Origin of the sequence: Vibrio sp. SCSIO 43133 (assembly GCF_023716845.1) — a bacterium.
In the GTDB taxonomy this organism is placed as follows: domain Bacteria; phylum Pseudomonadota; class Gammaproteobacteria; order Enterobacterales; family Vibrionaceae; genus Vibrio; species Vibrio mediterranei.
Window position 1 is genome coordinate 2683646 of the sequence record NZ_CP068024.1, and the last position, 14045, is coordinate 2697690.

General features: G+C 44.6%; 12 protein-coding genes. All 12 read right to left on the minus strand.

What is annotated here, in order from left to right:
• Positions 1-2: 2 nt before the first annotated feature.
• The 12 genes from uhpT to kduI all read right to left on the minus strand — a co-directional run bounded on the left by uhpT (position 3) and on the right by kduI (position 13828).
• Positions 3-1394: a hexose-6-phosphate:phosphate antiporter UhpT gene (gene uhpT / locus JKJ11_RS12605; protein ID WP_031494267.1), complete on the minus strand. Its 1392-nt coding sequence runs from the start codon at positions 1392-1394 to the stop codon at positions 3-5.
• 245 nt (positions 1395-1639) lie between these two features.
• Positions 1640-2812, minus strand: coding sequence for a MalY/PatB family protein (locus JKJ11_RS12610; RefSeq protein WP_252038280.1), 1173 nt, complete (start codon positions 2810-2812; stop codon positions 1640-1642).
• Positions 2813-2824: 12 nt separating this feature from the next.
• The gene (gene nhaC / locus JKJ11_RS12615) at positions 2825-4288 is read right to left on the minus strand and encodes a Na+/H+ antiporter NhaC (protein WP_252038281.1); all 1464 of its coding nucleotides are present in this window, start codon (positions 4286-4288) and stop codon (positions 2825-2827) included.
• 148 nt (positions 4289-4436) lie between these two features.
• The gene (locus JKJ11_RS12620) at positions 4437-5441 is read right to left on the minus strand and encodes a LacI family DNA-binding transcriptional regulator (protein WP_252038282.1); all 1005 of its coding nucleotides are present in this window, start codon (positions 5439-5441) and stop codon (positions 4437-4439) included.
• 38 nt (positions 5442-5479) lie between these two features.
• A complete protein-coding gene (locus JKJ11_RS12625) occupies positions 5480-6700 on the minus strand; it encodes a DEAD/DEAH box helicase (protein WP_252038283.1) in 1221 nt (406 codons plus the stop codon).
• Between the two features lie 164 nt (positions 6701-6864).
• On the minus strand, positions 6865-7365 hold the full coding sequence (locus JKJ11_RS12630; protein ID WP_006069888.1) for a DUF3332 domain-containing protein: 501 nt from the start codon (positions 7363-7365) through the stop codon (positions 6865-6867).
• A 378-nt stretch (positions 7366-7743) separates the two neighbouring features.
• Entirely contained in the window at positions 7744-9090 is a 1347-nt protein-coding gene (locus JKJ11_RS12635; protein WP_252038284.1) for a magnesium transporter, read from the minus strand.
• 238 nt (positions 9091-9328) lie between these two features.
• Positions 9329-10102, minus strand: a complete 774-nt coding sequence (locus JKJ11_RS12640) for an IclR family transcriptional regulator (RefSeq protein ID WP_124940132.1) — start codon at positions 10100-10102, stop codon at positions 9329-9331.
• A gap of 11 nt (positions 10103-10113) precedes the next feature.
• Entirely contained in the window at positions 10114-11421 is a 1308-nt protein-coding gene (locus JKJ11_RS12645; RefSeq protein ID WP_031496093.1) for a TRAP transporter large permease, read from the minus strand.
• Positions 11422-11425: 4 nt separating this feature from the next.
• Positions 11426-11935: a TRAP transporter small permease gene (locus JKJ11_RS12650; protein WP_006069884.1), complete on the minus strand. Its 510-nt coding sequence runs from the start codon at positions 11933-11935 to the stop codon at positions 11426-11428.
• Between the two features lie 53 nt (positions 11936-11988).
• Positions 11989-12972 carry a TRAP transporter substrate-binding protein gene (locus JKJ11_RS12655; protein WP_006069883.1) on the minus strand — a complete coding sequence of 328 codons (984 nt, stop codon included), beginning with the start codon at positions 12970-12972 and terminating at the stop codon, positions 11989-11991.
• 22 nt (positions 12973-12994) lie between these two features.
• Entirely contained in the window at positions 12995-13828 is an 834-nt protein-coding gene (kduI, locus tag JKJ11_RS12660; protein ID WP_124940133.1) for a 5-dehydro-4-deoxy-D-glucuronate isomerase, read from the minus strand.
• Between the last annotated feature and the right edge of the window lie 217 nt (positions 13829-14045).

Below are 14045 nucleotides of genomic sequence, written 5' to 3' on the forward strand. Positions count from 1 at the left end.
TATTAAGCCGTAACTTGTTGTAACTGCTTCTTAGCTTTACGAATTTTCTTCTCTTCTGCGATAGCTACGAAGACAAGTAGACCGATACAAATCGCTGCAGATGTATCCAGAGCCGCAAAGGTGCCTTTCCATCCAGTTAGACCAAAGATAGGCGTACCATCGGCAATCATACCTAAACCTAACTTCGCAAAGCTGTCACCAATGAGGTAAGCAAACGTCCCTTTCACACCGTCGGCAACACTGATGGCTTTCTTAGGTACGAAACCTACTGCCGCTACACCGATAAGTAGTTGAGGACCAAAGACCAAGAAACCTAGAACAAATAGAGAAGCAAGATACATGAACTCGCTTGTCGCATGCTGGTAGAACTCCAAGCTTACGATGATTAGCGCCAATGACACACAAGCTACCAGAGCACGGCGACCATTCGCCAAATCAGACAGATAACCCCAAAGTAAGGTACCCACTAATGCACCGACTTCAAATAAAGTGAAACCTGAGATTGCCGCTTCTTTGGATAGACCAAGTTCTTGATAGGCATAAACCGTTGACCATTGGTCGATACCGATACGCACGATATACAAGAAGATATTGGCAAAACACAGTAACCAAATCACTTTGTTTTTAAGTACATACTCAACAAAGATTTCACGCTTGGTCATTTGGTTTTCTTCAGCTGCTTCGTCTTCTTCACTCACCGCTTCATCGAACAATTCTTCTACTTTACCTAGACCGTAAGCTTCGGGAGAGTCACTACCGTAACGAAGACCAAAGAAACCAACCACCAAAGCAATCAGAGATGGGAACACAAACATACCAATAACGTGGCCATCAAACAGGTAGTTAGCACCGAATAGCGCAACACCCGCCGCACCTGCACCACCTACGTTGTGCGACATGTTCCAAAGGCCAAGGTATGAACCACGCTTGTTACGTGGCGTCCACTTAGTAATGGTTGAATAACTAGAAGGTCCACCGGTACTTTGGAAGAAACCACTTAGTGCATAAAATGCAATCATTAGGAATAGACTAACGCTGCCGCCACCCATACTGAAACTGAAGCCAAGCATCGCAAGACCTGAAAGGATCAGCATAAACGGAAGGAACTGTTTGGTGTTCTTGCCATCGGCATAGTAGGACACCACGGTTTTACCAATACCGTAAGTGATGGAGAAACCAAGACCAATCAAACCAAGTTCAGTCATGGAAAGCCCATAGTTCGAAATCATATCGTTTTGCGCGATATTGAAGTTCTTACGAATCAGGTACATGGTCATGTAACCGATAAAGACTACTAAATAGGACTGTAAGAAGGGTTTAAACCACATTTTGCGTCTTTGCTCGACGGGAAGATCCAACGTCGGCTTACGCACTTGCTCTAGAAATTTCAACATGATGAATCCTTAGACTCTCAACATAAGCGGCAGCACTACCCAAAGAGCGACCCATCGCCGGTCTTGGTGTGGTGCAAAAAGTAAATTCGTTTGAGGATCAGCGCTAATAGCGCTGAAAATCTATGAGCAAGAGTGTAAGAATTGGCCGGGATAATGGCTTGAGAGGCGGTCTTAGGAGTACTAGGAAAAATTCCTAGTACTCGCTAGTTATCAAAGAATACGTGAATCACATCACAGATGTAGGGTTATACTAAGGCGTGTTTAATACAAGTAAGTGCTCTTTGCAACGTAGTCTCTGGACAACCAAGGTTAAGGCGGACAAAGCCCGAACCTTCTTTACCAAAGGCTGTGCCCATACTTGGCACCACGCCAGAGTTGATAAAGCGCTGCTCCAGATCGTTGTCAGTAAGGCCAAGTGCTCGGCAATCCAACCACGCTAGATAGCCCGCTTGAGGAGGTAAAAACTTCACCCCTGTACCTGAAAGCTCCAATTCTACAAAGCGTTGAAGTCGCTCGATATTTCGTTCTAGATACTGCTTTAATTGCTCCAACCATTCGGCACAATGCTGATAGGCAACAGTCGCGGCGACCAAAGACAAGCTATTAAACACATCCATGCCATGAGCATCTAATCGTCTAACAAAGCGTGCTCTCAGTTCTTCATTAGGAATAATGAAATTAGAGATACGCAGTGACGAAAGGCCAAAGGTCTTGCTCGCTGCCGTTGCCACTATCAAACGTTGATTTAGGCTTTGCGGCAGTTTCAGCGCCGAATAGTGTTGTTGGCCGGAAAGCGTAAGATCGCACCAAATTTCATCACTTAACAACCACACTTGATAGCGCTCGCAAAGCTCTGCAAGCTTTAGCACATCTTGCTGTGACCACACACGTCCCGTTGGGTTGTGAGGATTACAAAAGATCATCGCCTTTGCACCTTGAGCAAAGCACTGCTCGAGGTGTTCAAAGTCAATACTGTACTCGCCATTCTCAAGCGTTAATGGATTTTCCTTCACTACTCGGTCGTTGAACTCAATGATTTTGCGAAAGGACCCGTAGCCCGGAGACTGCATGACAATCTGGTCACCAATATTGGTAAGCATTTGCAGTGCGATCGATAACCCAGGCAACACACCATGGACCGTTGTGACCCACTCCTTATCGATATGGGTGTCATGCTGAGTAGCAAACCAGTCAATGATGGCTTGATAATAGTCAGCATCTCGCTCTGCATAGCCAAAGACACCATGCTCAGTGCGCTGCGTTAGCGCATCTAATACCACTTGTGGCGCTTTGAAATCATAGTCTGAGACCCACATAGGGAGTAAATCCGATTGATGCAATCCTAGCTTCTGACCCATAAAATCCCATTTAAGCGAGCCAGTGTTACGACGTTCTAACGTTTGGTCGAAGCAATTCATTCAGCAGTTACCTTATTTTGTTGGGGTAGCAACAGTTTGTAATTCTGTACTATCTGTTGATTCTGGCTTCGCTTTCGCAATACCAAAACCAGTAAAACCGTAAATAAGCGCGAAGATAACGCCGGTATAGCACTGAATCGCCCAAGGTAGATAATCAAGCGTTGCTACGCCTAGCGTGCCCGCCATGTAAATACCTGCAGCGGTCCAAGGCACTAGCGGTTCAATAATTGTGCCTGCATCTTCGATAGTACGAGAGAGGTTCTTGGTATCTAGACCCATTTTTCGGTAGGCGTTTTGGAACAGTTCTCCCGGAATCAATAGTGCTAATTTGCCGTCTGATGTCGTGAACACAACCGTAATCGTCGCGATAACCGTTGAAGCAATCAATTGACCCGTTGAGTGAATCAGATGCAGGAAGCGACCAAGTACCACGTTCAATGCGCCAGTTAAGCTTAAAATACCTGCGAAAGAGAAGGCACAGAATACCAACAAGATAGTGCTCATCATTGAGAACAGACCACCACGGTTAAGCAGCTTCGCTACATCTGGAATAATGCCTGATACTTCGTGACCATTCGCTTCAAACATTGATAGATTGAAGCCATCAACATACGCTTGGAAACCTTGTTGTAGCGAGAAGCCTTGAAGTAGCATGCCAAGTGCTATAGCAATCGCCGACGCTGCAAGCATCAGCGGTAATACTGGCTTTTTAGTAAGAGCACCCCAAAGGATCATCACTGGTGGAATAATAAGAACAATGTTGAGGTTATAAAGGCTTTCAAGGCCCGCTAAGATCTCAACGACTTTCTCTGGTTCGCTCACTCCTGCCACATCGGCACTTTGACCAGCAAAGAAGAACACGGTTGCGGCAATCACAAAGCCTGGCAAGGTAGTGTAGAGCATATGTTGGATGTGTTCGTACAAGGTTGTGCCTGATACCACTGGAGCAAAGTTGGTTGAATCAGACAATGGAGAGATTTTATCGCCGAAATAAGCGCCGGAAACTACTGCACCCGCAGCGGCAGCAAGCGACACATCTAGGCCGGCCGCAACACCCATTAGTGCAACACCAACAGTACCTGCTGAACCCCAAGATGTACCTGTACATACCGATACTACGCTAGTCACGAAAAAGGCAGCGATAAGGATGTATTCGGGACTGATCACTTTAAGTCCCCAATACACCATATAAGGGATCGTGCCGCTCACCATCCAACTGGCGATAAGGCCGCCAACAGAAACAAGAATTAGGATGACTGGCATCGCCTTGGCAAGCTTCTCAACAATAGCGCCAATAATGTCATCCCAGTTGTAGCCCATCTTCCAAGCGATGAAACCAGTAAATGCCGCAGAAATCAGCAGCAAGACTTCAATTCGTAGTCCTAGCGCTCCGTAGCCGATTGCCAAAAGCAAAAACATCACCGCGATAGGGGCGAGCGCTAAACCAAATGAGGGCAGAGGCTTTGAATTTGTCATAATGTATATCCTCAAAAACTGTGTAGGGTTTGTTCGCAGAGATAATATCCTTAGCCTCATTCCAAAATTGAGAGCTAGATGACTGTTTCATGTAAGCGCTTACATGAGATTATCTGATGTGAACATTCTCACGTTTTTTCATTGATAATTACCTTTTTAACGGCTTGACGGTCTGTCTTTCGACTAAATTAGCTTCAAAACGATGGTTATGGGGAGGAGTATAGGCTGATTTTTTGAGGTTCAGTGCTAGCTTCGTGGCATGCACCGACATCTCGTCGATAGGGTTATGCATTGTGGTTAAACGTGGATAAAGATAGCGTGCCAACAACACATCATCAAAACCCACAATAGACATATCGTCAGGTACTACAACGCCTTGTTCGTAGAGACTCGCCATCAACCCCGCCGCCATGACATCATTAAACGTCACCACAGCAGTAACTTCTGGGCACCGCGCCATCAAAGCCTTTCCTGCCGCTTCACCGCCAGACTCACTGAAATTCTCGTTAATAATCCAGCTAGGCGGTACTTCAATGTTGGCAGATGACATGGCGTCTTTATAGCCTTGAAGGCGATCGGTTCTATCTTCTATCGGCAGGTCGCTGGTGACGTAGGCTATCTTGCGATGACCTAAAGCAATCAAATGCTCCACCGAGACCTTTGCTCCAGCGCGATTATCCACCCATACCGAGCGATTCGAGATCTGTGGAATAGTGCGATTGAGTAGAACCATAGCGGGAGCTTGGGCAGCGTAGCGGAGCAAAGTGGCATCATCAAGCATTTTGGCGTGCACAACCATAGCTTCACAGCCTTGGCCAATAAGAAAGTCCAAGCCTTCTTTTTCACGTTCCGCATTGTGACCGCCACTCACCACTACCAGTTGATGACCATTAAGACGTACCACCTCTTCCACATTTTTGGCGATTAGTGCAAAGAAGGGATCAGCCAAGTTACCTGTGAGTAGACCTAACGTGTTATTGCTTCGTTTCGCTAACGCAGCGGCTCGAGGGTCACGACGATAGTTAAGCGTTTTAATCGCTTTTTCTACCCGCTCCAACGTTACTGGTTCTACGTAGTGTGAGCGGTTGATTACCCTCGATACTGTCGCTGTCGAAACCCCTGCTAACTCTGCTACGTCTTTCATGGTTGCCATGACTGCTTTCCTTAACGCTCTCTGTTGCGAACTCGATGCTAACGTTTCTTGCTCTTGAATTGACTCGCACGGGTCTTTTTATTGGTGCGTCGATTGGCTTGCTTATCTCGTTTAGGGCGCTTGCTTTCTCCTGTCGAGGGTTTATCCGTCACCGGAAAGTCAGCCAGCTCTTCCAACACTAAACTTCGTAATGTGAGTTGACGAATCGCCTCAAGATATTCGGTTTCACCATGGCAAACTAGCGACAATGCCTGTCCCGTTTTTCCTGCTCTGGCGGTGCGCCCAACTCGATGCACGTATACAGACGGGTCACTTGGCAACTCATAATTAATCACGACTGGAAGATCATCTACATGGATGCCTCGAGCTAAAATATCGGTAGCAATCAGTACTTGAATCTCACCTTGTTTGAAGGCCTGTAAGGTACGTTCACGCTCCGTTTGCTCCTTATTACCATGTAAGGCGCCACTAGTAATACCTGCTTTATTCAACTTCTTACAAAGCGCATCGGCATTGTCTCGTGCACCAATAAACACCAACACCTGAGGCCATTGATGCTGAGTAATTTGCTTAATCAGCACATTGGCTTTACTGCCTTTATTTACCAAATACAATGTCTCTGCAATCTGCTCCACCACACTATTGGTTTTATTGGCTACAACTCTGATTGGATTGTTAAGCAAAGTCGTGACTTTTGCTTCCAATTGTTCTGGTAGCGTTGCTGAGAACATTAAGGTTTGTTTTCTGTGGCTCAATCCATTGAGTATAATCTGAATGTCTGGCCAGAAACCCATATCGAGTAAACGGTCAACTTCATCAAGCACCACAGTTTCAATACGTTGAGTGTCCACCAGCTGTTTATTCATGATATCGAGCAAACGTCCTGGTGTTGCCACTACAATCTCTGGAGCAGCATTAAGCTGACCCACCTGCGGCTCTACATCCTCGCCGCCGCAAACCACAGCAACTGAATAACCTAATAGAGCGACGATAGGATCGATGGTCTCTGTTACCTGTTTCGCCAATTCACGCGTAGGCACTAGTATCAAGGCTTGCTTTATCTCGTTGTTAAGCAACTGCTCTATCAGCCCAAGGCCAAAGGCTAAGGTCTTACCGCTCCCAGTTTGTGCAAGAGCCAAGACATCGTGCTGTGCGGTAATAGCAGGAATAGCGAGGGTTTGAATATGAGTAGCATGAGAGAATTCACTAGGAATGGCATCAATTAATGCCGAGCTTAACGTTAACTCAGAAAAAGACATGATAGGTTCACACGATCGCAGAAATATGTGCGGATGATAGGAGGAAAGCGCAGGGAACTCCAGTTTCTGCATCAATAAAAGTGTTGATCGTTTGAAGTGTCAACGTTAGTAAGCAGCTGGCAAAAACGAACCTGCTCGAATCAATGAGCAGGCTCTGATAACTATTAAGACGCCGTTGCGTACTGTTCTAGTTCTGTGTGGGATGCCGTAGTAATGAACTCACCATCTAGGTAGAAATCAACCGAGTCTTTACCGCTCACACCGACAAGTGTGCGTGCCTTACCAGAATCATCAATGAAGTCCATCTGCGTTGTGTTGTCATCCAGCATAGATAACTTAACAGGTGCAGTAGAGAGCTTCTTTCCTACCTTGTGGTTTACTTTGATGTACGCTTCAGCAGGAGTGTCCGCTACCGCCTTTTTCTTAGTTAGTGGGTTGGTACCAGTCCAGAACTCAATAGAGTTAATCACGAATAGATCCGCTGCCGCTGTAATGGCATAAACTGGTGACATCAAAGTGTATAGGCCAGCACGAGCATAACGGTTGTCCACACCTTTTAGGTTAACTTCATACATCACCATACTCGTTGTTGCCATTTGGCCAATACAGCCAGTTAGCATAGTAGACATTAGTGCAGCAGCAATCGTGGTTTTAATTAGTTTCATTTGTTTCGCGATCCTCTCGCATCATCACGATAGATAAATGATGAGCAAGTTGATTAAAGTGGATTATTACAGGAGAGGCGCCAGGCGAGCGGCTCATCCCATTCACACCATTAATAAAATGGCGCGCGATTATAGCCAGACTTTAGAGCATCGCAAGCACTTAAAAACTAGAGATTTATTGATAAAAACAAAGGAATTAGAAAGAGAAGATCCCAAATAGCCAAAACAATATCAAATAGGATGAATTTACATTTACATTCAACTAATTACAAAACAAAAAGGCTCAATTAAAATCAGGGAAAAAGGGAAGGTTTTTCGTTTTAAAATCATAGGAAAAGAGGGTTGCAGTCCAATTCTTACAACCCTCTTAATGAAGACTTACAACATGACTAGGCTTGCGGTACCAAGGAACGCAAAGAAGCCGACCACATCGGTAACCGTCGTTAATATGACTGAACCCGCTAAAGCAGGATCAAGCTTGAGCTTATCCAGAACCAGAGGAATCAAGACACCAAACAGCGCTGCTGTGATGATATTGACGACGATAGCCAACGCTATGGTCGCACCAAGGATCGAAGACTGGAACCACAATCCAGCCATCGCACCTATGATGATCGCCCACAGTAGCCCGTTAATTGCACCAATGCCCAACTCATTCTTGATAAGGGCAAATCGGTTACCGGAGGTAATCTGGTTGAGAGCCATAGAACGCACGATCAAAGTTAGTGTCTGGCTTCCTGCGATCCCACCCATAGAACCGACAATAGGCATAAGGATCGCAAGGGCAACAACCTGCGAAATGACGTTTTCAAACAAGCCAATTGTCACTGAAGCTAAAATAGCGGTAAGCAAGTTAATCCCCAACCAAACCCCACGCTTTTGCGAACTTTTCAATACTGGTGCGAAGAGGTCATCGCCTTCATCCATACCCGTACCGGCCATTAAACGCGTCTCGTAGATTTCTCGTTGCGTGCTAAGAGCAAACTTCCAGTCAATCTCCCCTACCAACAATTTACGTTCATCAAGAATAGGCAATGCACTGAAGGAGGAGCGCTCCATTGCTTCCACCGATTCGGCCAATGTTAGCTTTGCACTAAGCGTGGTGACGTGCTCCAAAACCAATTGTTTGATTCGCGTTTTAGGATCACTTTTTAAGACATCGCAATAAGCCACCATCCCACGAAAACGTTTTTGCTTATCAATTAGATAGATATGCTCTGGCTGCTCATAATTGTATTTATCAATCAACAGCTTGGCTCTGTCTACTGAGATACTAAAAGGAATCGTAATGACTTTCCTATCTGCCCAGCGGCCAATCTGATCTTCTTCATATTCATTGGCTTGGTCATAAAGCTCTAGCTCATCCTTTTCAAGTAAAGAGATAGCTTCGGCAATGATGTCATCAGGCAGTGAGTCCGCCCACTCGATAAGCGAAAGGTTATCCAACTTCGCCAGCGTAAGCTTAAGCTCAGTTTCCGATAACGCATCCAGAATAGAAACACGTACTTCCGCACGAGTCTCTGTGAGCACTTCGATATGCATTTCCAGCGGCAACTCACGCCACAAACGAACCCTTTGCTCTATAGGAAAGGCTTCCAATATCAATCCCACCGACGACGACTCCATCCCCTGCTCTATAAGTTCATTAAGCACACTTGGTTGCTCATGCTCCTCAGCTTGAGAGATTTGTTCGATTTGTATGGATAGATCTTGGAATTCGCTCACTCGTGGCTCCACATGGTGCTATACGTTGTTAGTCTCGTAAATTTGTTCGATAAATTAGCGCGTTAGAGTTAAAAAACTCTGTGATAAATGTGCTGAATAGAAAGAAGAAATCTTAGCTTGTCACAGATGAATAATCTAGCGTGGTCTTGATGAATTCAGAGGCATTATTGAACAATTAGACCTAAGAAGAGTAAAGGCATGTCGCTATCTATGAAATAACCACACGCCTTTGAAAGTATTACACTTGGGGCGTTAACTGATGACTGATTGATTGGCAAATAGCGACTAACTCGTTCTTTGTCGTTTCAATACTATCTACAGCATGATGAACTGCATCAGAGTCTAAAGTGACGTATGGAACAGTCAACACAGCCAACATCTCACTGCCCGTAAAGATCGGCACACTGATATTAGTAATACCCGAAATTTGTGGACTGGGACCAATAAAGTAACCTTGATTCTTGGTCTGATTGAGTAAAGCTTTCGCTTGTTCTATTTCGTAATCAGTTGCACCACTCTGCTTGAGTATTTTCTCTCTTTTGAGCTCATCACTAAAGCTCAACAGTACGATTCCAGAGCCGGATGAACATACGTCTAACTTAGCGCCAATCTTAAGGCTAAAACCCATCTTATATGGACTCTCTTCCCTTCCGATCACCACCAGATGCTGATTGTCATACCATGAAACATGGCATGATTGATTGACTTTTTCACTCACCATTTTCATTAATGGCTTGGCGATATTTAACAGTTGAGACTGAGGTGGATACTGATTAGCAACGGTAAACATTTGCATAGAAAACATATATTTACCGCTATCTTCATTAAAGGTCACATAACCACGACGAGCCAACACGGATAGTACTCGGAAAATCTCTCCCACACTACGACCGACCATCTCTGCGATCTGTTTCTTTGACATGGGTTCAGCTGAACTTGCTAGCAACTCCAGTATATCCAACCCTTTCTCTAAGGCTGGGGCGTTATACTCCTGCCGAACAACTTTTTCCAAGTACCTGCTCCTTATTTCACTAAGCCCATCATTTGTGGGATCGTCATCGAAATTGCCGGGATATAAGTCACTGCCATTAGTACTAAAAATATCACCGCAAAGAATGGTAGCAGCGTTTTGATCACATGGTCAATTTTGATATCGCTAACCTTACAACCAGTAAATAGTATTGGTCCAACTGGTGGTGTTATAGTGCCAAGTGACAAGTTAAACACCAACAAAATACCAAACTGGACTGGATCCATACCCAAATTCATACAAATCGGTAGAAAGATGGGTGTGAAAATTAATACCGCTGGCGTGGGATCCATAAAGGTCCCTACAAACAATAAAATCACATTGATGATTAGAAGAATCACAATCGGGTTATCGGTTAACGACAACAAAGCATCGGCTATAGCTCCAGGAATTTGCGTAAACGCCATTACCCACGACATGATTGACGAAGCGGCTATCATAAAGATGACAATCGCAGTTAACTTGGCAGTCGACAACAAAATACTTGGGAGCTGTTCAACTTTCAGAGCTTTGTATATAAACCCAAGCGCCAAAGAGTAAACGACCGCAATAGCTGAAGCTTCTGTCGGTGTAAAGATGCCTGCGAGAATACCTCCTATCACTACCACCACTAATGACAAACTAGGTATTGCATCAATAAATAGTTTGGCGCGCTCAGAAAGGCTCATCACATGTTTCGACATATATCCACGGCGATAGGCCATAAACCCTGCCACTAGCATAACGCCACCACCCCAGAGTAAGCCGGGCAAATAACCGCCCATAAAGAGTGCTGAAATAGATACCGAACCAGCGACTGTCGCATAAACAATTAACGTGTTACTTGGTGGAATCAACATTCCAGTTGGAGCAGATGCAATATTTACCGCTGTTCTAAATGGCGAGTCGTACCCTTCCTTCTCTTGAATAGGGTTCATAATTCCACCAATCGCCGCTGCCGAAGCAACGCCAGAGCCACTGATTGAACCAAACAACATATTGGAGACCACATTAGTTTGGGCTAATGCTCCAGGAAAATAACCCGTTACTATGCGCGAGCAATTAATGAGTCGTATGGCTATGCCACCGTTATTCATAATATTGCCCGCTAAAATGAAAAACGGTATCGCTAGCAATGCAAAACTATCCAAACCCGTGAACATTCGTTGGGCGGCTGTCGTCGTAGCGCCTGCTAAAGGCAGAATACTGACCATGGCAACAAATGAAGGCAATCCAATACTAATACCTATCGGCGCACCTAAAACGAGTAGAATGATAGCGCCGCCGAACATAATAAGGGCAGCGAGGGTAGCAGCATCCATATGTCTATCCTTTTACACTAAGTTGCTGAAACTGATGTATTAGTTTCAGTTGGTTGATAACGAAATAAACAAGAATAAGCACTCCGGCAATAGGTAATGCCGAGTAAATAACACCCATTGGCACTTCTAAGGCCGAATCTAACTGCCACATTTGACGAACGGACGCTTTGAATCCGCCTTGCCACATAACCACGAAAGCAAATATAGCGATTGTCCATTCAGTGAAAATATCAACCAGTATGCCTATTTTCGGCGAGAACTTATCTCGTACATAGGTAATAGCCATATGTTCTCTCAAGCCAAACACATAAGCCCCACCAATCAACACCAACCAGACAAACATGTATCGTGACAGCACTTCACTCACCGCACTTGGACTATTGAAGACATAACGAGTAACGACCTGATAAGTAACAAGAACTGTCAAGAATGCCATAATAGCGATACAAGCTCGTTCCACTACCCAGTCGATGATTTTCTTGAACTTATCTGTCCAGACTAACAACTTTTCCACTAGACTTTTCCTTGCAAAAAAGGAGTTAGGCTTGGCGCCTAACTCCTTCTTAATTAGCTCAGTTCACTGATCGCCTTAGTTAATTCTTTCTGTGCGTCAGTTTTAATCAATTTTTGCTGTAGAGGCTTGCAGCTTTCCTGGAATTGTCTCACGTCGACATCAATAAAGGTCGCACCATTCTCCTCCGCTAACGCACGAGCCTTACCAATTTGAGCATTCCATTTAGCAAACTCGTCAACAGTCGACTCTTTAGCTAAACGACGAATCGTCGCTTGGTCTTCCTTCGACATTGAATTGATGAAGTCGTCGCTGATAACGACTAGGTCAGGCACCATCAAGTGAGAAGTTTTGCTAAAGTAAGGAGCCACTTCATAGTGCTTCATATCGGCATAAGTAATTTCATTATTCTCACCACCGTCAAGGACACCTTGTTGAACCGCAGTATACACTTCACCTTGACTCATCGGCACACCAGTGCCGCCCATGCACCCTAGCATCTCTACCATAGTATTCGACTGCATCACGCGGATTTTCTGACCTTTCATATCCTCGACTGACTTAACGTTATGCCCCTTGGTATAAACGTTACGAGAACCAGCGGTATAAGCCGTCAATACTTCAAAACCAAACTTTTTGGTAGAGGCAAATAGCTTGTCTAGAGCTCCGGAAGTAAACACTTTTTCTTGATGCTCAATACCGGTATAAGCGAAAGGCATGCCGATTGCAGTGAAGGTATTGTCATAGTTTTCTACCAACGGGTTTGCTACTACTGCCATTTGCACTGCGCCAGCTTGAACCAGCTCCAACGACGCACGTTGATCGCCGAGCAGTGCATTGGGATAAATAGTAACTTTGTAACGACCATCCGTTTCCGCTTCTAACTGTTTACCAAACTCTTCCAAAGCCAAATATTGAGGGTGCTTGTCAGATTGGTTAAATGCCGCTTTGATTTCCGTTGCTGCAAATGTCATTGATGATACTGTGACTGCTGCGCCCGCTACGGTAGTAAGAAGTACATTTTTCAGAGTTTTGTTCATGTTAATTTCCTATTAGTATCAACTAAGCCAATGTATCCATTGGAATAAAGTCCATATCGTCGAATGTTTGATTTTCACCTAACATTCCCCAAACAAAGCTATAGTTTTGCGTACCACACCCCGAATGAATCGACCAACTTGGTGACAGTACGAGTTGTTTATCTCTAACTAGAATGTGACGAGTTTCGGTAGGTTCGCCCATCATATGAAACACGGCTTGTTCTGGCTTGATATTGAAATACACATACGCTTCCATTCGACGCTCGTGAGTATGTGCAGGCATCGTGTTCCAAACGCTACCCGGTGCTAAATGAGTGATTCCTAAACATAGCTGACAGGTTTCTATCACATCCGGATGCAGGTATTGGTTAATGACGCGTTGGTTTGCCGTCTCTATTGAACCAAGTTCTACCACGCGAGCCTCACTCTGAGGAATTACCCTTGTGGGTAGCGATTTGTGCGCTGGTGCACTTAATCCGTAGACTGTCGCGTTACCTTCTACTTTCTCTATCTCAATTGTCTTTGAGCCTAGGCCGACATAAAGCACATCCATAGCATTTAAATGGAACGTTTTTGCATCTACGGTTACTTTTACAGCTCCTTCTAAGCAAGCTAACCCAAGCTCTCTTCGCTCAAGAAAAAACTCGGTCCCGAACGACTTACTATCTATCCACTCCTCTAAAATCAATGGTTTATCTTGAGGACAAATCCCTAAGGCAACTGCTCGGTCAATATGGCTATACGCCACCGATACCCGAGATGGTATGAATAGCTCGTCGATCAAGAACTCATCACGCAGTTGTGCAGTGGAGTACTTTTTCACATCACTGGGGTTCGCTGAATACTTCGTTAACATAACTTTCCTTAACCGTAATTTATGCTTTTAATAGTAACAGCCGTTCTTATACGATCAATATCATTCACATACGAACAGCCATAGACGTGATCACTGATCCTTAAAATTGGAAAATTAACGGTTAAATCTTGAACTAGATCTGGTTTTGAAACTGCGTTTTAAAAAACACAAAGAGAGGTATTTGATGTGAGTAAATTAACTTTGAATATTAAGCAGA